The organism is Paremcibacter congregatus (assembly GCF_006385135.1).
GTDB lineage: Bacteria > Pseudomonadota > Alphaproteobacteria > Sphingomonadales > Emcibacteraceae > Paremcibacter > Paremcibacter congregatus.
On sequence record NZ_CP041025.1, the window covers coordinates 3,014,675 to 3,038,165 of the forward strand.

Consider the following 23,491-nt stretch of genomic DNA (forward strand, 5'->3'; position numbering starts at 1 on the left):
ACTTCTTAATCCTCATCAGGACAAAGACAAGCCCGTCTTATCCCTCATCCTTATCCCGGGTCATGCCTTCTTTCAGCATAACTTTGTCGAGAATACCTTCACTTTTCCGAATATGCGCCTCAAGTTTCTCTGCCATCTCTGGATTATCCGCCAAGAAGCGTTTGGCGTTTTCCCGACCCTGACCAATTCTTTGACTATCATAGGAGTACCAGGACCCGGATTTTTCGACAACCCCGGCCTTGACACCCAGATCAACCAGTTCGCCGTTTTTGGAAATCCCCTTACCATACATAATATCAAACTCGACCATTTTGAACGGCGGCGCCACTTTGTTTTTCACCACCTTGACCCGGGTCTGATTACCAACGATATCCTCTTTTTCCTTGATCGCACCGATGCGGCGAATATCAAGTCGTACAGAGGCATAGAATTTCAGCGCGTTACCGCCAGCCGTTACTTCCGGGCTGCCATACATCACGCCGATTTTCATCCTGATCTGGTTGATGAAAATCACCATGCATTTCGATTTGGAAATCGAACCGGTGAGTTTGCGCAGTGCCTGAGACATCAGCCGCGCCTGCAAGCCGACATGACTGTCGCCCATTTCGCCTTCCAGTTCCGCCCGCGGCGTCAAGGCGGCCACACTATCGACAATAAGAACATCAACCGCACCGGACCGCACCAGCGTATCGGCAATTTCCAGCGCCTGCTCGCCCGTATCCGGCTGAGAAATCAACAGTTCGTCGATATCAACCCCGAGAGCGTTGGCATAGACCGGATCAAGCGCGTGCTCCGCATCAATAAAGGCCGCAACGCCGCCTTCACGCTGCACTTCCGCTGCCACATGCAGGGCCAGCGTGGTTTTACCGGAGCTTTCCGGTCCATAAACCTCAATCACGCGTCCCTTCGGCAATCCACCGATTCCCAGCGCGATATCAAGCCCCAGAGATCCGGAAGAGACCGCCTCCACTTCCATGGTGGCTCCCTTGCCGAGCTTCATCACAGAGCCCTTACCAAAGGCCCGTTCAATCTGACTTAATGCGGCGTCGAGCGCCTTCTGTTTATCCATATTTCCCTGTCCAACGAGTTTTAATTGTGTTGATGACATTGTCCGTCTCCTCTATATCCCATAGCCAGGGGAATGTTTCAATCACAGACAAATGTACATATTTTGTTCTTTTTGGCAAGAACATTTTTAATGCATTGAAATAAAATGATTATTTCAATTAGGTACATGACATGTTCTCTTTAAATTATTTTTTAGAACAGAAAATCGACTCATCCGGCCAGCCCCCGCGTTCCGGATCAGTTACTTTCCAGAACCTCCTTCACCTGTTCCGCCAGCTGTTTCAGGCTGAACGGTTTGGGCAGGAAATGGAAATCCTCCTCTCCCGGTGTCTTGTCAAAAGCATCTTCCGCATAGCCGGAAATAAAGATCACCTTCAGATCCTTATTGATATCGCGGATTTTACGCACCAGTGTCGGGCCGTCCATCAGGGGCATCACCACATCGCTGATCAACAGGTCGAGTTCATCCTCGATCTGTTTAAACATATCCATGGCGGCTTCCCCACTGTTGGCTTCATACACCTGATACCCTTTGTTCTTGAGCGCCCGGGAGGCGAACATGCGTACAGCGTCCTCGTCTTCCACCAGCAGAATGGTGCCTTTTCCGGTAAGGTCCCGTGCCGGCTTCTCTTCTTCCGGTTTCCCGCTGGCGACATCCTGGTCCAGCTGCTTGTCTTTCTCTACATAGACTGGCAGATAGATGCTGAACGTGGTGCCCTTCCCCACCTCACTGGTCGGGAAAATAAAGCCATCGGTCTGTTTGACAATTCCATATACCGTCGACAGGCCCAGCCCCGTACCCTTCCCGACTTCCTTCGTGCTAAAGAAGGGCTCGAAGATCTTACCGAGATGCTCCTTGGCAATGCCGCTGCCGGTGTCTTCCACTTCCAGCAGGATATATTCATTTTCCGGCATCACCTGATAGCGCTCGCTGAGCACCTTGGACTGAGCCAGACTGATGTTGCGGGTGCGAATCGATATCTTGCCCTTATTGTCCATGGCGTCGCGGGCATTCACACAAAGGTTGATGATCACCTGTTCCATCTGGCCCTGGTCAACCTTGACCCGCCCCAGGTCGCGTCCATGTTTCATTTCCAGTTCGATATTGTCGCCGATCAAACGCCCCAGCAGGTTTGACAATTCCGCCAGAACATCGGTGATGATCAAAACCTTGGGCCGCAGGGTCTGCTGCCGTGAAAATGCCAGCAGCTGCCGCACCAGATTGGCGGCCCGGTTGGCGTTCTGTTTGATCTGAATAATGTCGGAAAAAGATTGATCCCCCGGCCCATGCCGCACCAGCAGAAGGTCACTAAAGCCAATAATCGCCGTCAGCAGATTATTGAAATCATGGGCGATGCCACCCGCCAGTTGCCCGACCGCCTGCATTTTCTGCGACTGGGCAAATTGCAGTTCCAGGTTTTTCTGTTCGGTGGTATCGATCAGGTAAAGAATGGCCACCTGTTCCCGGTCGGCGAATTTATTCAACCGTGTGATATAGAACTGACCATGTTTGTCTCCGACCCCCCTAAAGCCCACGTCTGAAATCGAACTCGCCTGCCCCGACTCCAATGTGCCCTCGATTTTCTCATAGAATTCCTGAAACTCGCCCTCATCAACAATATTTTTGAGATTACGGGCGTTCTTGATGTCCAGGTCCGTGACATATTCACGGAAAATCTGATTGCGCTCCAGCACATCGCCATTTTCCGCCACGATGGCGATGCCGATCGGGGATTCCCGGAAAAACCGGTCGATATTGATATTTTCCGTACTGACATCCTCCGTCGAATCCTCCGCCTGACATAAAGACACATGGCAGATCACCGCCGTGCCACTTGCCTGGTCAGAGGCCAACTGTTTGACCAAGTCATGGCCCATCGGTAAAAATTCGAGATAAAGCTCTTCGTCCCGTGCCGTCTTCATCAGAACCTTGCCCGACAAGTCCTGCGCAGACACCGTACAGAAGTCGGAAAGATACAATGATGTCGACATTTCGTCAGGTACTTCGCCGGTCAGCCAGTGCAATATAATGCCATTGGCATAGGTAATTTCCCCCTTCGGCGTCAGGGCAATCAGGCCACAATCACTGAAATCAAGAAAACGCCCCAACTGTGACAAGGTCAGGGCCCGGTTCCCTGGCTGCGCATGATCCAGGGGCACTTCTGACGTCTGCCCCGTAAACGTCCAGCTGACATAACCCTCATGACCGGTCTTCCGGCTGAGGGTCACCTCGGCATATCTGATTTCCTCATCACCGCAGTGCAACTTCAGATGACGCACATCCTCGCTTTCCATCGCAAGGGCGGCCATGTCTTCCTTCACCTGCGTCGCCTGATCTGCCGTCAGAAGCTCCACGGGAGAAAGAATATCCCGCCGAATCTGTTCTTTCAAAAACACCCGGTAAGGCGCATTGCAATAGATCAGATCACCTTCCAGTGAAGTGATCGCCTGCGGTTGACCGATCCGGGTCACGGACAGGGATTCAGGACTTTGAGCGTTTCTGTCACGTCCGGTATAAAGTTTTGCCACGATCACGACGACGGCGATCAGCAGACAGCCTGCCCCCAGGAAATATCCCAAAGCCACATCATCCACCGCGACCCCGATCATCAGGCAGGCCAGGGCGGATAAAATCCCGACCCCTCCCAGCGTAATTAAATAGGGATAATCGATTGTTTTTGCCTGAACTGAATTACTCATTTTTCGCACTTTTCAAAACCTGTTTTGACCCCCAAAAATACTGCAAAGCTGTCGGGGACACTCCCACAGCCTGATGCAATTTTTTGTTATTGTATGAAGATGCCATATTATTCAGTTGATTTCATTTATTTTTTTGACCGGCACCACAAATCTCGCTCGTTCCCCGGCCCCTGCCTCCCCTGGGAAGATCCTATAAGTCCGCCGGACTGTAAACGGCGGCCTCGCCTTTACGCAATCGCAGGATATACCCGACCACCTCGGCAACCGCCTTATAATGATCTTCCTGGATTTCCTCATCGACCTCCACAGTGGCAAACAGAGCCCGGGCAAGAGGCGGATTTTCCAGAATGGGAATATCATTTTCCACCGCGACCTCGCGGATTTTCAAGGCAATATGATCCGCCCCCTTGGCCACCACGACCGGCACCTGCATCTTGTCGGCGTCGTATTTCAGGGCGATGGCGAAATGGGTCGGGTTGGTGACCACCACGTCCGCCTCCGGTACTGCCGCCATCATCCGGCTCCGGGCCCGTTCCATACGGATCTGCCTGAGCCGCGCCTTGACATGAGGATCACCGTCGGTCTGCTTCATCTCGTCCTTGATTTCCTGCTTGCTCATACGCATTTTCTTGGTGAACTGAATTTTCTGGAACATAAAATCCAGCGCGGCGATCACCGCCATCACCGCGACAACCCCGCCCAGAATACGCAACACCATGACGTAAATAATATCCGTCACTCCGTCGAGGCCAAACGTCATCATCTGTTCAAGCCGGTCCCGTTCCGGCCAGACCAAGATCAACACCACACTGCCAACAATGATCAACTTGATGACCGACTTGGTGATTTCAAAGAAATTCTGCGCCGAAAACAATCTTTTAAAACCGGCCAGCGGTGAAATCTTATTGAGCTTCGGTTTGATCTTTTCCGCACTCAGAATGGGTTTATGCTGGATCACGGCCCCCGCAAGCGCCCCGATCAGGAGCAGAATTGCCGGCAAAAGCATATAATTAAAAACCTGGCCCAGGATACCGCCACCATATTTAAGCAGATTATGGGCGCTCATCTCAACACTGTGAGCTTCACTGAATACCGTTTTCAAGACATCCCTGATGCCCCCCATGCTCGTCTTGGCCGAAACCATGATGATCACCGTCGCGGTAAACAGAATAAACCAGTGACGGACCTCCTGACTCTTGGCAACCTCACCTTTTTCATGAGCATCCTGAAGTTTTTTGTCCGTCGGGTCTTCGGTTTTCTGGGATTCATCCTGATCGTCTGCCATCCAAGCCTCCCTTACCCGACGCCGTAATTCAGAAAGACGCCAAGGCTATCCTCCATATGCTGCAGGAACCAGTTCATTCCGGCCGCCAGCATAATACTCAGCACGATAAAACCCGCCATAATATTCAGCGGCATAGCCACAAAGAAAACCTGCAACTGTGGCATCAGACGCGCCAGAATGCCAAGCCCGATATTAAAGATCAGGCCATACACAATGAAGGGCGATGCAATCTGTACCCCGAGCAGAAAAGAGTTCGCGACCGTACGGACCACGAGCTCGGCAAAATTGCTTATCTCAAGGTCCGACCCGACAGGAAACAGTGTATAACTGTCATACATGGCCGAAATCATCATATGATGCAGGTTGGTGATAAAAATCAGCACCACCGCCATCAGAGTGAGGAAGGTCGACATTAATGCGCTCTGCGCCCCCTGGGCCGGGTCAAAAGCCTGGGCCATCGCAAGACCGGTCTGCATGGCAATGATCGTACCCGCCGTGTGGATCGCCGTCATCAGCAACCGGATCGCTGTCCCGATCAGCACCCCGATCAGAACTTCAAAAACAATCAATATTCCCAGCAAGATAGCTGAATCGGGAATGGCAGGCAACTTGGTCCGCACCAGGCTGTATATCACAAAACTGATGGACAAGGCCAAAGCCAGTCGAATGCGTTGAGGAATGCCCGTCTCTCCCAGCGCCGGCAAGACCATAATCATGGCCCCTAATCTGGCGAAGACCAGAAAGAATGCAAAAACCTCTGCCGGCAGCATATCAACCAAGGGTCACTATCCGTTCCGCAATAAGCTGCATGAAATCAGCTAATGTTTGGCCCATATAGGGCATAAACAGATAAAGAGAGATAAAAATAGCGATAATCTTGGGCACAAAAGTCAGAGTCATTTCCTGAATTTGGGTCAAAGCCTGAAATAACGCAATGGCCAGCCCGACAAACAAAGCAACAAACATCACCGGCGCCGAGGTCTTGATCAACACCCATATTGCGTCCTTCGCAATATCTAATACATCCGCCCCATTCATGGCTGGTCTTTCTTGTCTTTGTTTTTTATCTTATCAGGAAGACAGCTATACCTTTAGATCGGCATTTTGATAATATCCTGATAAGCCGCGATCACCTTGTCCCGTACCGCAACCACCGTATCCAGAACCATTTCCGCATTTTGCACCGATGTGACTACATCCACAAGATTAGCGCTGCCATTCAGGGCCTCTAGTCCTATCTTCTCGCTCTTTCCAACCGCATCCGCCGTATCCGAAATTGTTGTTTTCAGCAACTCCGAAAAACTGCCGGGGCCCTCGCTGCCCGCGGACCCTGCCGGCGAGATGCTGCCAATCTTGTCAATACCGCTGCCTCCCGCGCCCTGGTTCTTCAGAACGTTGGCATACGCATTTGCCGCATCCATCGCTTTGATATTCATAGTCTCTATCCTTCAGTCGTCATAACCACCGTCACCCGCCGTATCAGCGCAGCAGATCAATGGTCCGCATCACCATTTTCTTAGAAACCTCGATGGAATTGAGATTTGCTTCATAGGAACGTTGCGATTGTTTCATATCCATGGCTTCCACCAGTCCATTGACGTTCGGTGTCTTGACATAGCCATTTTCGTCCGCGCCAGGGTGGCCTGGTTCATACCGCATGCCAAAATCGGATTGGTCATATGTCACCCCTTTGACGTTCACCCGGGTCACGCCCATTTCCCTGTCCAGCGTATTACTGAACGTCACCACTTTGCGGCGATAAGGATCAACCCCCGGCGCCGAGGCGACAGAACTCGCGTTGGCCAGGTTTTCCGAGATCACCCGCATGCGCGTACCCTGCGCCTTCATCCCGGCGGCGGAGATCATCATTGCTTTGGTTAAATCCATGGAATTATTCCTTATTCTCTGGTCTTTTTTATCTCTAAGTATCCTGAAACGCGCCTTAACCCTCAAGACCCCGCCGTAGTTTATGGCGGTTATTTCGGTTTACCAATGGCCGTCCGCAACATAGACACATGCTTACGGTACAGGTTCGTCGCCGTGGCATATTCCATTTGCGTGTCTGACATCTTGATCAGTTCGTCTTCGACGTTGACCGCATTGCCATCCGGCGACGCCATTTTAACGCTCGCTTCCTGGATGTTAATGTCATAGGCATTCCCCGTGCCGGCGCCGGACATATGCCGACTGTTCGTCGTGCTCATCCTGAGCCCGCCCGCTGCGCTGCTTTGGTCCACTTGTGCCTTGAAACTGATTTTCTTCAGGTCCTTAGGGACGTATCCCGGAGTATTGGCGTTGGCGACATTCTGTGCCAGGACCTTTTGTCGTTCCGTGAGCCAGTTCATTTTCTGACTTAAGGAACTGAAAAGTGAAAGTGATTTCAGGTCCATTTTATTCTATCCTAAATACCAGTTGCCGCCCGTTTTCATAAGCCGCTCATACTTTGGTAAAATATACTATATGTCAAGCATACACCATAATCCTTCCATTGTGGAGCCGGAAAATTAACATTCTGTTAAGATTAAGCTGTAATGCTCAATATTTTAAATAACGCTTTAAACGTAACGTCTTATAATTTAAGCTGACAAAATGCTCTGCGATTGATTATGATCGGGAAAACATAAATAAAATAGCGGGAGACGGAGAGCCCTGATGGCCACCGGCACCATACATGACAACAAGCGCCAAAAGGCCGTTGCCCTTACCCAGGGCGGCGATCGGTCTGATATTCCACGCATTTCCGCCAGTGGCACTGGCAAAAATGCCGAAAAAATCCTGCAAATTGCCTTCGACAATGATGTCAAGGTGCGCACGGACGAAGATCTGGTCGAAATCCTGTCAGCCTTCGATGTGGACAGTTATATCCCCCTGGATGCGCTGCAGCCCGTGTCGGAAATCCTAAGTTATCTCTATAACGAAAACATCCGCCTTTCCGAAGAAAAACACCATACCCTGCCGTCGGGTAAAAAGGAACAATAGCCCCTATGACCGTCGCCCCACACCCCATATCTCCTTCACCTCGAAAGACTGCCCCATGGAATTAGGCGCTTATATGCAATTCATCGTGGCTCTACTGTTCGTCATCGGCCTGATTTTCCTTTTCGCCTATGTCGCCAAGCGTTTCGGTTTGATGGCGCGCGTCACCATCGGCACCAAGGGAGCAACAGGAAAGCGTCTCAATGTGGTGGAAATTATGCCCCTTGACGCCCGGCGAAAACTGATATTGATCCGGCGGGATGATAAAGAGCATCTGATCCTGCTCGGCGTGGAGCATGATGTGGTGATCGAACAAAATATCCCCCTGCCCGACGGTGCAGGCGAACCCCAGGGCAGAAGTTAAAAGCATGATTCAGTTTGTCAAAAAGCATAAAGTCACCTTCGGCCTTCTGGCCCTGTCCCTGATCAGTTTTCTCACCATCCTGATGGTTACCGGCGAAAAGGCCGCGGCCCAGGAGCTCTCGCTCAATCTGGGGGAAGAAGGTTCTTTATCCGGCCGGGTCGTGCAGCTATTGATGTTAATGACGGTTCTCAGCCTCGCACCGGCAATCGTGATCGTCATGACCTCCTTCACCCGTATCGCCATTGTCTTCTCTCTATTGCGCAGCGCCATGGGAACCCAGCAAACGCCCCCCAATGTGGTGCTGATCAGTCTCGCCCTGTTTCTGACGTCCTTTATCATGGCCCCCACCCTGAAGCAGGCTTACGACACCGGTGTCGCCCCGCTGGTCGCCGAGGAGATTACGGAAGAAGTCGCGTTCGAAAATATTACGGCCCCTTTTCACGCCTTCATGATGAAGCATGTGCGGGAAAAAGACCTTTTGCTGTTTCTCGACCTGTCCAAACTGCCCGCGCCGGCCACCAAACCGGACACCCCGTTTCAGGTGCTGGTCCCCGCCTTTATCATCAGTGAGTTGCGGCGCGCCTTCGAGATAGGCTTCCTGCTCTTCGTGCCTTTCATCATCATCGACCTGATTGTTGCCTCGATCCTGATGTCCATGGGGATGATGATGCTGCCGCCGGTGATGATCTCTCTGCCCTTTAAGCTAATCTTTTTCGTGTTGGTTGATGGCTGGCACCTGGTCGCCGGCAGTCTGGTGCAAAGCTTCACCTAGCGACCGGAAATTACATCACGCCGGTTATTTTATGCCATTGGCGCGCTGCAGTTCGCGGATAAAGGCGATGATTTTCGGGATATCTTCTGGCCTTATCGCGTCGATCACCGGCATGGGACCAAAGTCCCAATGGTGGGGTTCGACCCCATGGGTCAGGGCCCGGGCCAGAGCCACATCATCATGATGTCCCGGCCGGTAAAAGGGATGCAGCAAAGGCGGCCCCATACCGGTGCCCAGCGCCTGCGCCCCATGACATTTCACGCAATTTTCCCGAAAGAGCGCATAGCCCTGCTGTGCCTCAGGAGAGAAGTCCGGTATATTGGCCTCCTGCGCCTGTGTATTTACCGCCCCTCCCAGAAACATCATCCCGCACAGAAAAAATATCTTTTTCATAGATCTTTCCTTTTAATCGCCCTGGACAATGGGTTGCGCCAATATCCACAGGCTCATCATGGTATAGCCGATCATCAGCAGGATCAGCGGCATTTGTCCGATCAAGGCCTTCTTTGTCGTTTGGGCATTGCGCAGCGCCATTACATGCGCCAGATAGACCGCATAGACATGACCGATGACCACCGCGCCGACCGCCACCCACCAGGTGGCGCCAATCCCGATAATCCCCAGATCCAGTTGCCGCCCGCCGGTGCCAAGCAGGTCCCATCCCATATTGAAGGGATCAGAAAACAACGGAATGGCCAGCTGCCCCGCCACCAGTAAAAAAGTCAGGTAGTGGGCAATATGGTAGGCAAAGCTGATCGGCACCAGCGTCAGGATAAACAATCCCGACCAGTCCCGTGTCGACACACCGCTGTCGGTCAGGCGCGCCGACAGCCCGCATATGATACGATAGCTGATAAAGAAAATCACCGGCGTGATCAGCAGCCCCAACGTTTCAAACAGAACCAGCAAGTCCATGCCTTCTTTTTGCAGAGCGAACAATATTTTGAAAAGTCCTGGCTGCGCCAACAGCCAATGGACGATCTCCGCCCATTTTTCCGTATCGCGAAAACCGTCAAAGGTCACGGTGGCCAGCAGGATCAGCAACAGGCTCGTCGCGGCCCGGTCCAACGGCTGCCTCACCAGCAGACCCACCCCGAATGGTCTCAACCAAAGCCTATTATGCCCCGTGCCGTCGACCTCCGGACGCGCCACAATCGGCGCCATACGGGCGAGAAAACTAAAAATAATCGAGAAGACCTCAGCGCGCTTGAGCCAGGTGTCACGCCCGAATAAGAACATGCCCAGCCAGGTCAGGAGGCTATAGGCCAGGATTAAACAGGCGAGTGACGCCGGGCGCTCGGCAAAGGGCGCCACCTGCTCCAGCCAGGCAAACAGCCAGAAGAGGAATACGCCCGGCCAGCAGGATAATTTTTCAGGGTAGCGCAAGCGACCACTATATGATCGGATGAGGGGAATTTTCTCGCCCCAGGTAAAAAGAATATTCCAGGGATTGACCAGCCGCCAGAGATCGCCGATCAACGCCTGGATATAGACCATGCCGACCCACCAGACCGACCAGACCAGAACCGGGGCCAGATTTCGCATGGGACTTTGCTGCCCGAGAAAACCGGCAAATATAATAAGAAGGAACAGCGCAACACTGAAAACCTGCAGCACGGGCACCATCAGATCAGCCGCCCGGCTTAGCATCTCCCGTCCCGGCCCCTGATAGCGCCAGAGGAGGCCATGCTTTTCACTATGTTTTCGGGTGAGGAACAGGGCCGCAATAAGGAACGATAGACTTACGGCAAGGCCCGCGCCCAAGACATAATAATAAAGCGGAATTTCCAATTGATAACGCGCGCCGAAGCCATGAGCCAAGGCCGTCAGTGGCGTCAGACCGACGCCCAGCATCAGCCACAACACGCCAATTTTCAAAGGCCGCCGTATTTCAAACAAAGTTATAAACCAAGGTTTTTCTATCCCTCCGTGCAATTACTCTATTTTTGCAGCAAAATTTGCAACCCATGATGACTTTACTACACATTTAATTAGTAAAATACCACAGAAACACCTATAATTGTATTACAAAATGTAGCTTACCCAAACACACGCAAAACATACCAAGGATCGACGGATGAAACTCTTAGGACTCATATGTGCCGGCCTAGCGACTCTGGGCGGCATGACATCACCAGCACAGGCAGAAATTCTCGCCATGATGCTTTATGAAACAAAAAGTGCAGACAGTTTGAAAACACTGAAGCTGTCCGGCGTCGGGGAACGCAGGGAAGGCATCCTTATTATGGATGTGGATCCGGCTTCGGCGCAATTCGGCGCGGTGATGTGGGACATGCCGCTCGCCAATGACACAACATCACATCATATCTTCTACGACCGAACCATGACCAAGGGCTATATCACCGCCCTGACAAAAAGGGAGCTCGGCATTCTGGACATGACGAAAAATCCCTACCGGCGGACAACCATTCCCATGCCCGACTGTGGCATGGGCGAAGATGTCACCTTCAATGAAAAAAATACCCGCTGGTATCTGACCTGCATGGATTCCTCGACCATCATCGTTGGCGATGTCAAAACCGACAAGGTCATTGAAGTCATTCAAACCCCCGGCGTTTATCCGCACGGGCTGGCGGTGAACAGCAAAATCAATCGCATTCTTGCCACCAGTACCGTTAAAGGGGATATGACAAATCCAGGTGAAACCATCATCGAAATTGACGCGACGACACATGAAATTCTGGGAAGCCACAAGCTGTCCCTGAAGCCGTCCCCTTCCGGGGAAGCTCCCGTCGAAATCCTCTTTGTCCCGGGCGCAAAAAATCCGATCGCCTATATCACCAACATGTTTGGCAACACCCTTTGGACCGCCACATGGGACAAGGCCTCCCGCACCTTCAAGACCGAACAGGTTTTTGATTTCGCGACGGAAAATGCCGGTGTACCACTGGAGATTTATTTCAACAAAGCCGTAGATACCATGTATGTCACCTCCGCCAGCCCGGGGTTCCTGCATATTTTTGATGTATCCAAGGATAAAGGCCATCCGAAATTGATCAAAAGCATCAAAACGGGTCAGGGCTCGCACCATATCGCCTTCACCAAAGACGAAAAAATGGGCTTCGTGCAAAACAGCCTGCTCAATCTGCCGGGCATGTCCGAAGGTACCATCAATGTGGTGGATCTGGAAAAACAGGAAGTGATTTCCACGATCGATACCCTGGTTAAAATGGGCATGAACCCCAATGTGATTGTTCTGCTGCCCGAGAATAACGCCTTTGCCGGGCATTAAGTCGCTTTAAACACACCATCAGTCAAGGCCGCTCCTTTTCTATCATAGAATAAGGCGCGGCCTTTATCATCATCGACCTGATCATTGCCTCAGACCTGATGTCCCCGAACCAGGGTGCTGGCCTAGGCCGCCTGCGATTTTATGACCCCTCACTTCACAATATTAACCACTGATGTCGAGAACAGTTATGACTCCCAAACTGAAATTAAAAAATTCAAACAGGCGAATGCGGTAATTTATCAATATCCGGTATTCTCGTTCATAGACCGGCAGAACCGGCTTATCTGAATTCTCAAGATTGTCCGCAACTATTTTATTATGCTGGTTCCCCGTGACACCCCATACATAATTTACCATCTTACGGCTCATACAGCTCCCCCCGACCTGGGAGGTGAATATCCATTTATAGCGTCGATCATGAAATGTATCGCTATACGCACCGATAACTTCCTTATCGTTACTGGTGCCCGTCACATCCTGCAGGAACGTCACGTCGAATACCCTGAAATCCCTCCTCACCCCTACTCTCAGGCCAAATTCGACTGTAAATTTTTGACGGATTTCCCCGGCTCGAAAACGACCATTACCTACCACATCCTGGAAAAAAACCGCTTTTTTCTCTTCTGCCGACGCCGTGATATGACATCCCCCTTCAATCCCCTGCAGGAACAGCCCGTCACTCTCATTAGCTACAAAGGGGATTGGTGTGATTGATGTGTCCTCGGCAGCAATAGCCGCTCTCGGGACACATACAACAAGTATACATAAAGCCATTTTTAAGTTCAGTATCGCGGTAAAATTTTGCATAAATAAATCTTTGCCTGTTGAAGTCAAAAAAAGTTAGTCAATTTTCCATACTGGGTTTCAGCCTGTTCGGACTTAAGGAGTGGCGTTCTTTCCTGCAGATATGAATTCCCCCGTCAGGCTCGGCGGCCTCGTGATCCAGAAAAGAAAGCAGAAGATTATCGCCTTGATAATATTCATTTTAGCCCTTTACTGCCCTTGTATATTTTGCCATTGTGCCTCCCATATCATTGTTGCAAAAACGATAGATCAGGTAAGGCCTGTGAAGACGATGGGTAATATGAAAAAGAACCGGGAACAAACTCACTTTCGTGAAGATGCGGAATTCCTTCGCCAAAAAGGGCGTGACGGGACAAACGTAAAATGACGTTACGTGAATTATATGCACTCTGGATGTTTCAGAATCGTCTTATCGTCATCTGCAGATCTGCATTTCTGTCTCTGTTTGGCCTGTTTCTGGCATTTGTCGGCACCTATGACACCTACGACCTGCCTTTTATCTGGCGGACACTCTACTGGATCGGTTTCATGAATTATGGTGGCCTGTGGATGAGCCTCGCCGCCGGGCTGACTTTCCCCCGACTGATTGAAAGACGCCGCCCGGTCTGGCTCGCCATGGCCTGGCTTAATGGGCTCAGCAGCATCCCAATATTTCTTACCGTGAAGGCCGTCAGCATTGAGTTATACATCGCCCAGGAAAATGATTTGGCTCTTTCCTGGCAAACCATTAGGGAATTTTACCTCAGAGAAGGCAACACCATCGCTGACCTGCTGCTTGGGTATATGGAAGTCCTGGTGATCTGTATCGCAGTCAGCTGTTTCGTCTACAGCCTGTTTTATTTATGGCACAAAAGCCAGATAAAAAAAACGCCCGACATTGCCCCCACCCTCCCTGCCGGGTATAAATTCCTCAACCGGTTGCCCGCTTCCCAAAAAACTCGGCTGGTCTGCCTGGCAATGGAAGACCATTATGTGCGCGCCTATACTGATACGACGGATCACCTGATCCTGTTACGTCTGAAAGATGCAATTTCCGAGCTGGCGGATTATAGCGGGCAGCAGGTCCATAGGTCTTGGTGGGTAGCCTACGATGCCATCCGCCATAGCCGGAAAGAAGGGCGTCGCTACATCCTGACCCTAAACAATGGTATGGAAGTTCCCGTCTCTCAAACCCACGCGCCGGAGCTGAAAGACCTGAAGTTTATTTGACCCGGATGACGTTTCGCAGAAGCAGTACCCCAAACAGACCGGATGGAAAAACCGGCTTCGTGCAAAACAGCCTGCTCAACCTGACGGGCATTAAGCCGCTTTAAACACACCATCAGTCAAGGCCGCTCCTTTTCTATCATGGAATAAGGCGCGGCCTTTATCATCTGCGACCTGATCATTTCCTCAGACCTGATGTCCCCGAACCAGAGTACTGCCTTTTATAGCGCCTTATCGAGCGCCCACTCCTTCAGCGCTTCCAGAATGTGAAGCGCGCTTCGACCCTCCGTGCTGATGCGATAACTGACAGCGATGGGCTTTTCCTTCAGAACGGTGCGAATCACCAGTCCCTGACGTTCCATTTCTGTCAGACGTTGATTGATCATCTTCTTGCTGGCCCCATCCAGTTGCCGGGTCAGTTCATTAAAACGCACAGGTTCATCTTTCAGGTGCCACAATATCGAAGCTTTCCATTTCCCCCCGAGAATGCGCATGCCTCTTTCTATCGGACATGGTACGCCACAGGGCTCTGCGGTAATGCCCGGCGTCTTCTTTTTTTCACTATATTCAGGTCCCATACCCTTGTTCCTTCGTGCATTTCCTGCACATCCATACCAGGTTACTAAAAGTATACTGGTTGACTTTATATACCATAAATTTCATTTACAAAACCATTGAATGAAATATCACAATTTTAAATGGAGCAGATGCAAATGAAAACCATATTGATTATATCCGGACAGGAAACCACGGGCGCCGCCAAAGGGAACTATAACCGGGGACTGGCCCGGGCCGCCCGCGATTTTCTGGCCCCTCACTTCACAATATTAACCACTGATGTCGAGGACAGCTATGACCCCCAAACTGAAATTGAGAAATTCAAACAGGCGGACGCGGTAATTTATCAATATCCGGTATTCTGGTTCACCGTCCCGTCGCGTCTCAAGCATTATATTGATCAGGTCTACGCCTATGATGTTTTTTTTGGCCAGCCGGAGGCCCGCTATGGCAGCGGCGGTTTGATGGACGGTAAGAAAGTCATGCTGTCAACGACCTGGAATGCGCCTTCCGATGCCTTCAACGATACCACCGCCTTCTTTGAAGGTCTCTCGGTCGAAGAAGCTCTGCTCCCCATGCGCAAAACCCACACCTATTGCGGCTTTACCGAATTGCCGCATTTCTCTGTCCATGACATTGTCGTTAATCCGGATTTTGAGGCCGACAGGGCCCGTCTCGAAGATCACCTTCAGGCCGTCTTTAACTTGTAACCCAGAGCTTCAGGAAGGGAGAGGGAGCGCACAAATGCCCCGCTCTCTCCCTTCAACAGTTAAAAACTGTATGAGACCCCCATCCCTAAAGTCAGGTCATAATCTTTGTCAATGCCGGGGTTATCGGTGATCTTGCGATCAAGTCTGGTCACCTGGCTGAGCGCAAAAGCGCTCCAATGATCATCAAAGCGATGCACCAATGTTGCCCCGGCAAAATAATTCATCACTGCCGCCCCCGGTTCATAGATCGGCAGAACCGGCTTATCTGAATTCTCAACGTTGTCCACAACCATTTTATTATGCTGGCCCTGCGTGACACCCCATACATAATTTGCCATCTTGCGGCTCATCCAGCTCATCCCGACCCGGGGGGTGAATATCCATTTATAGCGTTGATCATGAAATGTATAACTATACGCACCGATAACTTCCTGACCGTTACTGGTGCCCGTCACATCCTGCAGGAACGTCACATCGAATACCCCGAAATCGCTTCTCATCCCTGCTCTCAGACCAACGTCGACTGTAAATTTCTGACGGGTTTCCCCGGCCCGGAAACGACCACTGCCCACCACATCCAGGAAAAATCCCGCTTTTTTCTCTTCTGCCGACGCCGTGATATGATACCCCCCTTCGATCCCTTGCAGGAACAGTCCCTCACTCTCATAAGCCACATAGGGGATTGGTGTGACTGATGTGCCCTCGGCGGCAAAAGGCGACGAGTTCATCATCATACCTGCGCCCACGGACCACTTTCCCCCGCCCCTTTCTTCGGCAAGAGCCGCTCTAGGGGCACATACAACAAGTATACATAAAGCCATTTTCATGTTCAGTATCGCGGTAAAATTTTGCATAAATAAATCTTTGCCTGTTGAAGTCAAAAAGAGTTAGTCAATTTTCTATACGGGGTTTCAGCCTGCTCAGATCAAAAGAGTGGCGTTCTTTCCTGCAGATATGAATTCCCCCCGTCAGGCTCGGCGGCCCCGTGATCCAGAAAAGAAAGTAGAGGATTATCGCCCTGATAATATTCATTTCAGTCCTTTACTGCCCCTGTATATTTTGTCATTGTGCCTCCCGTATCATTGTTGCAAAAACGATAGATCAGGTAGGTCCTGTGAAGACGATGGGTAATATGAAAAAGTACCGGGAACAAACTCACTTTCGTGAAGATGCAGAATTCCTTCGCCAAAAAGGGCGCGACGGGACAAACGTAAAATGACGTTACGTGAATTATATATCCTCTGGGTGTTTCAGAACCGTCTTATCATCATCTGCGTTTCTGTCTCTGTTTGGCCTGTTTCTGGCAAACAATTAGGGAATTTTACCTCAGGGAAGGTAACACCATCACTGACCTGCCGGGTGTGAATTTCTCAACCGGTTTCGCCTCTAATTCTGTTCTACCGCGTCGGTGAATTCGGCGCGGTAGGATTCCATAAAGGTTTCCAACTTGGCGACACTGGCGATCGACCGGGTCAGCCGCCGCACATCAGTGTCCGTCGATTGTTGCTCCGCCGTAATCACTTCGAAAGTATCGCCATACAGGCCATCGTCCATATGCGATTTGTAGCGGTCCCGCAGCACCTTGATCCCCGCCTTGTCATTGTTGATGGCATAGGCCACCGACAAGCGCAGCACCGCCAACCGCTCCTCCGGGGTCAGCACCGCATCCTGCTGATAGCGACCGCCAAGAAGACGGTTGCTGTGGGCGATGTATTTATCCCAGTTCTCGTCCTTCCAGTAGATGTCTGAACGCAGTTCTTCCGCCTCCGCCGTCCGGTAAGGTTCAACCATTACTTCGGCTTCTTCAAAGCGTTCAAGTTCAATCAGGGCACGAACTTCGATCATATTACGCCGGTCAACAATATCACGCGGAATCTGTGAATTCCGCGTGGCCCGCAAAATTCCCAGCGCCTTGTCCGGCTTTGAATCCAGCAGATATATCATCGCCAGACGACTGGCGACCGCAGCCTGGGCCCCGCCTTTCAGGCGGAACTCAATCTGATGTTCCAGCAGTTCTTCGGCTTCTTCCAACAGATCAATGGACACCAGCCGATCCGCCAGGCGCCGCGCCATCTGATCACCGTCAGCCCCAAGAGGAATAAGTTCACGGAATTCGGAATAGAGCGCCACGGCCCGCACCGGTTCCATGCTGTCCGCCTTGCCGCTGAGAAACAGATTGCTGTAAATACGGTTCATCTGCCGAGTCAGAACCGCAACCCGACGCTGGTTCTTGAAAAACGTCACCGCCAGTTTTAAGGTTTTCAGGCCGGTATAGAAATCATTTTGCGCCACATACAGATCCCCGAGCCGGGATAACAATTCAAGCTCGAAATCATCCCCACGCCAGGCAAACCGTAGCTTCTCAAGCTGGTCTATGGCCTCTGCATTGGTTATTTTCTCGCGTTCCAGATCAAGATTAACCAAATCAAGCTTGGCCCGCGCCGCCGTTTCACGTGCCCCCGCTTTGACAACCCCCTCAAGCGCCCCTTCCGCTCCCAAGGGATTACCGTTATCTCTCTCTAACAAGGCCTGCCAGTAATCAACGTCCGTCATCTCGTTCGCATTCAGGGGCAATTCCCGCAAGACCGTCAAGGCAGATTCAACAAAATCCCGATCGGCCTGAGCATAGGCCGACTGAATGGCGGCGAAGAGAAAACGAATGCGATCCCGTGGTTCTTGCAGAGACAGGATATCGGCGCCTTTCAGGAAATCCTTCAGGGCCTGTTCATGGTCCCCCAGCCCGCTATGGGCCACCGCCCGCCAGAGAAAAGTACTTTCTTCTGCGATCAGGCTTTTGTGCGTCAACAACTTGGCGCCTTCGTCGAACCGACGCATCAAAATATTGGCAACCCCCAGAACCGTCCTGAAAGATGGGTTCTGCTGCAATGCGGCATCATCGTCCTTCATAACATTCAGGATACCATAGGCGCTTCGAACCCGCCCGTTTGCCAGATAGAACCGCGCCAGACGCCAGCGTTTTTCATTACGATCATTGTTTGTCGCATTAGCCAGTTGATACAGAAGTTCATGTTTATTGGCGTGATAATCATCATTATCGGCCAATGGCCCTTTCGCCCAGGACGGAAAATCTATCAACCTTTCCGGTTCACCGTTGCTCGCCACATCCAGACCAAGTTTGCTCGACAAATCCCCTTGAGAGATCGCCAGACCATTCTGGTTCGATACGCTCACCCCATTGCGATGCTTCAGGATTGAGAGGTTGTCAGCGATCAGTTGGACCGCGATCCCCTGAGCTGTTTCCAAGGCTTCAAATTCTGTATATTTATGGGCCTGAATAACACCTTGTGACGAGGCGGCTACCGGCACAATGGCCAGGTCATCCCCGATAACCGGGTCTTCAATCACCATAACAGGACCGCTGTTTTTCACAGAAAAGAAAAAATTCTCGCCAGGGGTATTGGCGATACGTTTATGACTGCCGGGAATGGGGATAGAGGGCACCACCCGTCCATCCTGCAGGTCGATATGCCACCCGGTGCCGATCTTCTGGGCTTTGACATTCTGCCCCGGCATAATGGCGTAAACCAGAACCGTCATAGAAGGATGTTCAATCTGTCGACCGGACAGAATCCGCTTCCCGATAAAACGGTCAAGCCTTGTCTGATCAACCGGCCGGTAATCCTCAAACACAACCCAAAGCGTGTTATAGCGGGTAAAAACCGCCGCGAGCTTGTCCGTTTCCCACGGATAACTCAACCGAATACGCTCGCCCCGAAACTGATTAACCCCAAGCTTTAAAGCCCCGGAATTCACGGGCCGTTGGTCTTGCGCTGCCTGTTGTGTCTCAGTCCCTCCCTGTGCCATTGGCGCAGCGGAAGGGACCAGAGCCTCTTGTTCTACAGCACCGGCCGGAGAGGTTTTTACCGTCGGATCAGACGAGTTCCGTTGATCCCAAAAAACGTCAAAGGCCACCTTCGTGCCATCACGAAAATGGCTAAGCTGCGCCGGGGCTGTTACCTTAAAGCGTACAATTAAACGCCCCTCTTCCACGCGGGAAGTCGGCGTTCCGACAAAACGCAAGGCCCTGTTCTCCAACGTGTTCCAGTTCGGGGTCGCTGTCCTGTCAAAGGAGATTTCCAGGTAATCGCCGTTCAATGTCGGACGGTATTCAACCCTGTCCTGCCAATCGAAAACCACCCGGGTAAAGTCCGGGTGATCTGCCGAGCGCACATTGACCATTTCCTGCGCGAACAAGGCCCCGGGCAGCATGCCGATCATCAGGGCCGCACAGCAGGAAAGCCGCGCTCTCATCAAGAAACCGGACCTAAAAACTGAGCGTATCATCACCATAATATAACTATTCACCGTCATTTCTTGTCCCCTGCAATGGCCTGCAGTGGCGCTTTGGTGTCCTGATGAATAAAGATATCCACGCGCCGGGCAAGGAGATAACGATCACTAAGCAGAATATTCTGATCCAGGGCAGAAAAACGCGAAGGGCCGTTACCAAACGTTTCTATATTCTGGCTGTATCCCGCGGCTTCGATCATTTGCGCCACGGAAATTGCCCGCACCAGGGATAATTCCCAATTGGTCGGATAGCGTCGCCCGCTGGTCGGTTCCAGATCCGTATGGCCAACGACCGTAATTTTATTGGGTATGGATTCCAGTGCAACCGCCAATTCCTGCAGCGACTTATACGCCCCAGGGGAGAATTTTGACGCACCTTTTTCAAAAATAAGGTCCGCGGGCAAGGCAATCGCCAGCCGGTCATCCAGTTCCGTCACCGTGCTGCGCCGTAAAATCGGGTCATATTGAAGTTTGTCACTGAAAATCCGGTTGAGATAACTCAGGTTCAGGGCTTCCTTGATCGGGATTTGAGCCGCCTCGACATTTTGCCAGTCCTCTTCCTGAATCTGCGCCCGTTCCGGGTTGAGATTTTCACTGAGAGACTCGACCACCGCTTTCCATTTCGACACCTGCACCGAACTCATGGAAAACATCAAAACAAAGAAGGTCAGCAACAGCGCTAAAAGATCGGCGAATACGATCATCCAGCTGTCCTTGTTGGCCTGTTCCGGGGACTTGTTTAAATCCAGATTCATAAATCACCCCCCGCCCCAGAACCATTTTTGATCGCGTGGTCTTTCAGGTTCTGGTTCACATTGATCCGTTCCCGGGTATAAAAAGTAATACTGACATTGTCATCCGCGCCCTTCACAATCCCGATAGAGATCTGATCCCCGGGAACGCCGTTCTTTTTCAGGGCATGAACGAATGCACCGGCCCTGAGAATATTGAGATCCTCCCAGTAGCGCGGGCCCCGCGGCAGGGTTTTACCGGCAGAAAGGACAATCTCGATCTCGCGTTTCTCACTGCTGCGGCTGCTTTTCAAAAACGTCGCGAGCTGTTGCAGAAAGGCGGACTGCAGAGGCCGGAACTCAATGGTATCCGGTTCGAACAGATCACTGGGTTTAAAATTCACCTTTACGATATGCCCCCCTTTGGTGGGGAACTTACCCTCAAAGCCGACAAGAGACGCAAAAATGCCCTGAATTTGGGCATAGAATTCATCATTGGGGGTGGAGGCATCCTGTTTGGCCGCAACATCAACAAAGTCGGCTTCTGGCTCATACGGATTTTTAAAAGCCCGGGTTACACTCTCTGTCGCCGCGTTGACCTTATTCTGTTCCTGATTTGAAATAGAATTCATCACAACAAAGAAGGCCAGAACAATCAGATACAGGGATACAAACAGGCCAGTGGTCGAATCCGGCCGTGACTTTGGTTCTTCAAAAGGGGATATTTCCCCTACTTTCCTGATATCTTCATTCATCCCGGGTTACCATTAACCATAATTTTCCCGAGCCTATACAAAATTAAGCTTTTAATCAATCAAAGCTGGCCAGCAAGGCATCAATGTCGTCCTGGTCGTTACCGGTTACCTGACATTGTGGCCCATGCAACAGATTATCTTCACTGTCCGGACTAACTTCAGTCTCAGCAGATTCTCCCATTCTGATGTGGGAATCCGTATCACCGATGGCGTGGGCCAGGGTGGAAAGCTTGTCTTCCAGGTATTTCAGGGTGTTCACCACCTTGGTCACCCGCTGGCCTGTGATGTCCTGGAAACTGGAAGCTTCAAAAATATTGGTGGATATGGTTTCCAGACGCTCGGCCAGTTCCCCCTCCACTGTTGAAGACAATTCAGAAATCTCTTCGGCAGAATCCATAATCTTCGTCGCGGCTTCTTCCGTGGCGATCACCACCTGATCAAGTTGATTGCTGGCTTCGGGAATTTTGGTTTCGCTCAGATGTTTGGGCTGGATCTGTGTCAGATCCGCCTTCGCCTGTTCGATATAAGCCAGAAGTTCTCGCAGCTCATCCTGGAAATGTACTTCCTGAAGATCAAAGTCACCTTCAAGAGACCCCATGACCTCGCCTACCACCATGGACACGTCAGAAACGGCAATTTTGTCTCCCAACTTGTCCCGTACACTATCAATTCTTTCTTCCAGCGAAACCGAGTTTAAGCGCATAACGGACCCTTTAAGCTATCCTCTAAAACATTTATCTTATGCCCATACTTTACTAGAGAGGAGTTAATAGCTGGTAAACCCCTCTGTATAATACTTATTATTTGTAATTATTGCCTTTTCAAGAGAAGAAGGTTGGCAAGGCCACTCGCGCTCAGCCCTCAATCTCAGGAAGTTTTTTGCGGGTTGCCAATTTTGTCGTCAGTTTTTGCGCCTTGTTCAAATCCATTGCCGCCAGGATCTTGCCCATGTCTTTTTCCTTCATATTTTCAACAATGGAAATCAGAACATCCTGTTCCAGATTGTTGAAAATCTTGGCCGCATCCTTGGCTTTCATGGCTGAATACATTTTTACCAACCGGTCGAGCTGCGCCTTTTCCATCGCATCATGCTTCTTCAGCAAGTCCCGGATGGTCGCCTCAATGGACTTAAGGGATTCTGTACGCTCAACAATGCGTTTTTCCACCGCCTCCAACAACCTTTCCCGGTCATCCAGAGCATCCGCCCGGCGGTCCAGTTCCTGCCGCCGTTGCCCTAACTTCTGTAGATACTCGATTTCTTTGCGGGTTGGTATCGTATTCAGGGGGGATGGCGCCGTCACCGGGGCGTCTTCCGCCGCGGTCTCTTCTGACTTATCTTGCCCTTCTTCACTTTTATTTTCAGCTTCCTGAGACGCCAGCGCCTGCTCTATACCAAAAGAGAAGTCGACGATTTTAATCCCGAATACCATCGACAGCAAAACAATCGACAAGGGTAAAATACGCAGTTTCTGGGTCATAACGTTTCCTTAAAACAATCTTGTTTCGGCGCAGCGGGCCGCCTTCAGCTCAACACCCGACAGTCTGTCGGAATTCCCGTTGTCACATGTCCTAACGGACTTTCTTTAACGCCGCCAGCATTTCATTTTCAGCCTCCGGCACATCTGCTTCAGACACCGTATCATCTTCCTGATCGTCGTCATCCGACGCCTCGTTTAATCGCCCGCCAGGCGGCACCAGCCCACGTTCAATACGATCAGCGAGATTCTCGCCACTTTCCGTCAGAATGGTCAGTTCATCAGCCAGCGGCCGCGACTTGCGGATCAGGGCATCAAGACGCCCCTCTTCCGCCAAAGCTGTGCCTTTCAAGGCTTCCACACTGGTCTGGGCCCGCGAAATCGCATCGTTTAACTGCCCAACCAACGTCGCCATTTCATTCTGGGCATTGCGGAAAGTCTTCAGTTTGCTGTTCAGGATGATCGCATACGTGATCATCACCCCGATCAGCACAATAATGAGAATATCGATAAACAGCGCCAT

25 protein-coding genes are annotated in these 23,491 nt (G+C 51.2%); 6 read left to right on the top strand and 19 right to left on the bottom strand.

What is annotated here, in order from left to right:
• Nucleotides 1-37: 37 nt before the first annotated feature.
• The 8 genes from recA to flgB form a co-directional block, all read right to left on the bottom strand.
• Complete coding sequence (gene recA, locus FIV45_RS13260; RefSeq protein WP_099475261.1) at nt 38-1,108, bottom strand: recombinase RecA; 1,071 nt, start codon at nt 1,106-1,108, stop codon at nt 38-40.
• A 197-nt stretch (nt 1,109-1,305) separates the two neighbouring features.
• Nucleotides 1,306-3,768, bottom strand: coding sequence for an ATP-binding protein (locus FIV45_RS13265; RefSeq protein WP_099475260.1), 2,463 nt, complete (start codon nt 3,766-3,768; stop codon nt 1,306-1,308).
• A gap of 190 nt (nt 3,769-3,958) precedes the next feature.
• Complete coding sequence (gene flhB, locus FIV45_RS13270; protein WP_099475259.1) at nt 3,959-5,053, bottom strand: flagellar biosynthesis protein FlhB; 1,095 nt, start codon at nt 5,051-5,053, stop codon at nt 3,959-3,961.
• 11 nt (nt 5,054-5,064) lie between these two features.
• Complete coding sequence (fliR, locus tag FIV45_RS13275) at nt 5,065-5,823, bottom strand: flagellar biosynthetic protein FliR (protein WP_099475258.1); 759 nt, start codon at nt 5,821-5,823, stop codon at nt 5,065-5,067.
• Between the two features lies 1 nt (nt 5,824).
• Nucleotides 5,825-6,091, bottom strand: coding sequence for a flagellar biosynthesis protein FliQ (gene fliQ / locus FIV45_RS13280; protein WP_099475257.1), 267 nt, complete (start codon nt 6,089-6,091; stop codon nt 5,825-5,827).
• A 53-nt stretch (nt 6,092-6,144) separates the two neighbouring features.
• A complete protein-coding gene (gene fliE / locus FIV45_RS13285) occupies nt 6,145-6,489 on the bottom strand; it encodes a flagellar hook-basal body complex protein FliE (protein WP_204602389.1) in 345 nt (114 codons plus the stop codon).
• A 43-nt stretch (nt 6,490-6,532) separates the two neighbouring features.
• The gene (gene flgC, locus FIV45_RS13290; protein WP_099475256.1) at nt 6,533-6,940 is read right to left on the bottom strand and encodes a flagellar basal body rod protein FlgC; all 408 of its coding nucleotides are present in this window, start codon (nt 6,938-6,940) and stop codon (nt 6,533-6,535) included.
• An 89-nt stretch (nt 6,941-7,029) separates the two neighbouring features.
• The gene (gene flgB / locus FIV45_RS13295) at nt 7,030-7,443 is read right to left on the bottom strand and encodes a flagellar basal body rod protein FlgB (RefSeq protein ID WP_099475255.1); all 414 of its coding nucleotides are present in this window, start codon (nt 7,441-7,443) and stop codon (nt 7,030-7,032) included.
• Between the two features lie 262 nt (nt 7,444-7,705).
• Between flgB and FIV45_RS13300 the strand changes: the two genes are divergently transcribed.
• The 3 genes from FIV45_RS13300 to fliP are packed head-to-tail and all read left to right on the top strand — an operon-like array spanning nt 7,706 to nt 9,165.
• Nucleotides 7,706-8,032 (top strand): EscU/YscU/HrcU family type III secretion system export apparatus switch protein, encoded by a 327-nt coding sequence (locus FIV45_RS13300; RefSeq protein WP_099475254.1) that lies wholly within the window; start codon nt 7,706-7,708, stop codon nt 8,030-8,032.
• Between the two features lie 55 nt (nt 8,033-8,087).
• Nucleotides 8,088-8,393: a FliO/MopB family protein gene (locus FIV45_RS13305; RefSeq protein ID WP_099475253.1), complete on the top strand. Its 306-nt coding sequence runs from the start codon at nt 8,088-8,090 to the stop codon at nt 8,391-8,393.
• 4 nt (nt 8,394-8,397) lie between these two features.
• Nucleotides 8,398-9,165 (top strand): flagellar type III secretion system pore protein FliP, encoded by a 768-nt coding sequence (gene fliP, locus FIV45_RS13310; RefSeq protein ID WP_099475252.1) that lies wholly within the window; start codon nt 8,398-8,400, stop codon nt 9,163-9,165.
• A gap of 24 nt (nt 9,166-9,189) precedes the next feature.
• On the opposite strand, the gene FIV45_RS13315 is transcribed toward fliP, so the two are convergent.
• Nucleotides 9,190-9,558 carry a c-type cytochrome gene (locus FIV45_RS13315; protein WP_099475251.1) on the bottom strand — a complete coding sequence of 123 codons (369 nt, stop codon included), beginning with the start codon at nt 9,556-9,558 and terminating at the stop codon, nt 9,190-9,192.
• 12 nt (nt 9,559-9,570) lie between these two features.
• Nucleotides 9,571-11,064, bottom strand: coding sequence for a hypothetical protein (locus tag FIV45_RS13320; protein WP_099475250.1), 1,494 nt, complete (start codon nt 11,062-11,064; stop codon nt 9,571-9,573).
• A gap of 178 nt (nt 11,065-11,242) precedes the next feature.
• On the opposite strand from FIV45_RS13320, the gene FIV45_RS13325 reads away from it, so the two are divergent.
• Complete coding sequence (locus FIV45_RS13325; RefSeq protein ID WP_204602387.1) at nt 11,243-12,418, top strand: YncE family protein; 1,176 nt, start codon at nt 11,243-11,245, stop codon at nt 12,416-12,418.
• A 162-nt stretch (nt 12,419-12,580) separates the two neighbouring features.
• Here the strand turns inward: FIV45_RS13325 and FIV45_RS13330 are convergent, their stop codons facing one another.
• The gene (locus FIV45_RS13330) at nt 12,581-13,192 is read right to left on the bottom strand and encodes a MipA/OmpV family protein (RefSeq protein ID WP_165777115.1); all 612 of its coding nucleotides are present in this window, start codon (nt 13,190-13,192) and stop codon (nt 12,581-12,583) included.
• A 393-nt stretch (nt 13,193-13,585) separates the two neighbouring features.
• Between FIV45_RS13330 and FIV45_RS13335 the strand changes: the two genes are divergently transcribed.
• Nucleotides 13,586-14,431: a LytTR family DNA-binding domain-containing protein gene (locus FIV45_RS13335; RefSeq protein WP_099475247.1), complete on the top strand. Its 846-nt coding sequence runs from the start codon at nt 13,586-13,588 to the stop codon at nt 14,429-14,431.
• Nucleotides 14,432-14,649: 218 nt separating this feature from the next.
• Here FIV45_RS13335 and FIV45_RS13340 read toward each other — a convergent pair whose 3' ends face one another.
• Entirely contained in the window at nt 14,650-15,006 is a 357-nt protein-coding gene (locus FIV45_RS13340; RefSeq protein WP_099475246.1) for a winged helix-turn-helix transcriptional regulator, read from the bottom strand.
• Nucleotides 15,007-15,141: 135 nt separating this feature from the next.
• Here FIV45_RS13340 and FIV45_RS13345 point away from each other — a divergent pair, with 135 nt between their 5' ends.
• The gene (locus tag FIV45_RS13345) at nt 15,142-15,696 is read left to right on the top strand and encodes an NAD(P)H-dependent oxidoreductase (RefSeq protein WP_099475245.1); all 555 of its coding nucleotides are present in this window, start codon (nt 15,142-15,144) and stop codon (nt 15,694-15,696) included.
• A gap of 59 nt (nt 15,697-15,755) precedes the next feature.
• Here FIV45_RS13345 and FIV45_RS13350 read toward each other — a convergent pair whose 3' ends face one another.
• The 7 genes from FIV45_RS13350 to FIV45_RS13380 all read right to left on the bottom strand — a co-directional run bounded on the left by FIV45_RS13350 (nt 15,756) and on the right by FIV45_RS13380 (nt 23,491).
• Entirely contained in the window at nt 15,756-16,430 is a 675-nt protein-coding gene (locus FIV45_RS13350; RefSeq protein WP_165777114.1) for a MipA/OmpV family protein, read from the bottom strand.
• 652 nt (nt 16,431-17,082) lie between these two features.
• The gene (locus FIV45_RS13355) at nt 17,083-20,028 is read right to left on the bottom strand and encodes a tetratricopeptide repeat protein (RefSeq protein ID WP_099475243.1); all 2,946 of its coding nucleotides are present in this window, start codon (nt 20,026-20,028) and stop codon (nt 17,083-17,085) included.
• A complete protein-coding gene (locus FIV45_RS13360) occupies nt 20,025-20,762 on the bottom strand; it encodes a flagellar motor protein MotB (RefSeq protein ID WP_099475242.1) in 738 nt (245 codons plus the stop codon). Before FIV45_RS13360 ends, FIV45_RS13355 begins: the two co-directional genes overlap by 4 nt.
• Nucleotides 20,759-21,493 carry a hypothetical protein gene (locus FIV45_RS13365; RefSeq protein WP_099475241.1) on the bottom strand — a complete coding sequence of 245 codons (735 nt, stop codon included), beginning with the start codon at nt 21,491-21,493 and terminating at the stop codon, nt 20,759-20,761. Before FIV45_RS13365 ends, FIV45_RS13360 begins: the two co-directional genes overlap by 4 nt.
• A 55-nt stretch (nt 21,494-21,548) precedes the next feature.
• Nucleotides 21,549-22,196, bottom strand: a complete 648-nt coding sequence (locus FIV45_RS13370; protein WP_099475240.1) for a protein phosphatase CheZ — start codon at nt 22,194-22,196, stop codon at nt 21,549-21,551.
• A 151-nt stretch (nt 22,197-22,347) separates the two neighbouring features.
• Nucleotides 22,348-22,971, bottom strand: a complete 624-nt coding sequence (locus FIV45_RS13375; protein WP_099475239.1) for a MotE family protein — start codon at nt 22,969-22,971, stop codon at nt 22,348-22,350.
• Nucleotides 22,972-23,062: 91 nt separating this feature from the next.
• The gene (locus FIV45_RS13380; protein WP_099475238.1) at nt 23,063-23,491 is read right to left on the bottom strand and encodes a DUF6468 domain-containing protein; all 429 of its coding nucleotides are present in this window, start codon (nt 23,489-23,491) and stop codon (nt 23,063-23,065) included.

Excerpts from the sequence above, each read along its gene's own strand:
- FIV45_RS13375 (WP_099475239.1), bottom strand. The coding sequence starts at position 22,971 with ATGACCCAGAAACTGCGTATTTTACCCTTGTCGATTGTTTTGCTGTCG.
- FIV45_RS13380 (WP_099475238.1), bottom strand. The coding sequence starts at position 23,491 with ATGGCGCTGTTTATCGATATTCTCATTATTGTGCTGATCGGGGTGATG.
- FIV45_RS13300 (WP_099475254.1), top strand. The coding sequence starts at position 7,706 with ATGGCCACCGGCACCATACATGACAACAAGCGCCAAAAGGCCGTTGCC.
- FIV45_RS13345 (WP_099475245.1), top strand. The coding sequence starts at position 15,142 with ATGAAAACCATATTGATTATATCCGGACAGGAAACCACGGGCGCCGCC.
- recA (WP_099475261.1), bottom strand. The coding sequence starts at position 1,108 with ATGTCATCAACACAATTAAAACTCGTTGGACAGGGAAATATGGATAAA.
- FIV45_RS13315 (WP_099475251.1), bottom strand. The coding sequence starts at position 9,558 with ATGAAAAAGATATTTTTTCTGTGCGGGATGATGTTTCTGGGAGGGGCG.
- fliQ (WP_099475257.1), bottom strand. The coding sequence starts at position 6,091 with ATGAATGGGGCGGATGTATTAGATATTGCGAAGGACGCAATATGGGTG.
- FIV45_RS13325 (WP_204602387.1), top strand. The coding sequence starts at position 11,243 with ATGAAACTCTTAGGACTCATATGTGCCGGCCTAGCGACTCTGGGCGGC.
- fliE (WP_204602389.1), bottom strand. The coding sequence starts at position 6,489 with ATGAATATCAAAGCGATGGATGCGGCAAATGCGTATGCCAACGTTCTG.
- FIV45_RS13360 (WP_099475242.1), bottom strand. The coding sequence starts at position 20,762 with ATGAATCTGGATTTAAACAAGTCCCCGGAACAGGCCAACAAGGACAGC.
- FIV45_RS13365 (WP_099475241.1), bottom strand. The coding sequence starts at position 21,493 with ATGAATGAAGATATCAGGAAAGTAGGGGAAATATCCCCTTTTGAAGAA.
- FIV45_RS13350 (WP_165777114.1), bottom strand. The coding sequence starts at position 16,430 with ATGATGATGAACTCGTCGCCTTTTGCCGCCGAGGGCACATCAGTCACA.
- FIV45_RS13330 (WP_165777115.1), bottom strand. The coding sequence starts at position 13,192 with ATGGCTTTATGTATACTTGTTGTATGTGTCCCGAGAGCGGCTATTGCT.
- flgC (WP_099475256.1), bottom strand. The coding sequence starts at position 6,940 with ATGGATTTAACCAAAGCAATGATGATCTCCGCCGCCGGGATGAAGGCG.
- FIV45_RS13340 (WP_099475246.1), bottom strand. The coding sequence starts at position 15,006 with ATGGGACCTGAATATAGTGAAAAAAAGAAGACGCCGGGCATTACCGCA.
- FIV45_RS13355 (WP_099475243.1), bottom strand. The coding sequence starts at position 20,028 with ATGACGGTGAATAGTTATATTATGGTGATGATACGCTCAGTTTTTAGG.
- flhB (WP_099475259.1), bottom strand. The coding sequence starts at position 5,053 with ATGGCAGACGATCAGGATGAATCCCAGAAAACCGAAGACCCGACGGAC.
- fliP (WP_099475252.1), top strand. The coding sequence starts at position 8,398 with ATGATTCAGTTTGTCAAAAAGCATAAAGTCACCTTCGGCCTTCTGGCC.
- FIV45_RS13265 (WP_099475260.1), bottom strand. The coding sequence starts at position 3,768 with ATGAGTAATTCAGTTCAGGCAAAAACAATCGATTATCCCTATTTAATT.
- FIV45_RS13305 (WP_099475253.1), top strand. The coding sequence starts at position 8,088 with ATGGAATTAGGCGCTTATATGCAATTCATCGTGGCTCTACTGTTCGTC.
- flgB (WP_099475255.1), bottom strand. The coding sequence starts at position 7,443 with ATGGACCTGAAATCACTTTCACTTTTCAGTTCCTTAAGTCAGAAAATG.
- fliR (WP_099475258.1), bottom strand. The coding sequence starts at position 5,823 with ATGCTGCCGGCAGAGGTTTTTGCATTCTTTCTGGTCTTCGCCAGATTA.
- FIV45_RS13335 (WP_099475247.1), top strand. The coding sequence starts at position 13,586 with ATGACGTTACGTGAATTATATGCACTCTGGATGTTTCAGAATCGTCTT.
- FIV45_RS13370 (WP_099475240.1), bottom strand. The coding sequence starts at position 22,196 with ATGCGCTTAAACTCGGTTTCGCTGGAAGAAAGAATTGATAGTGTACGG.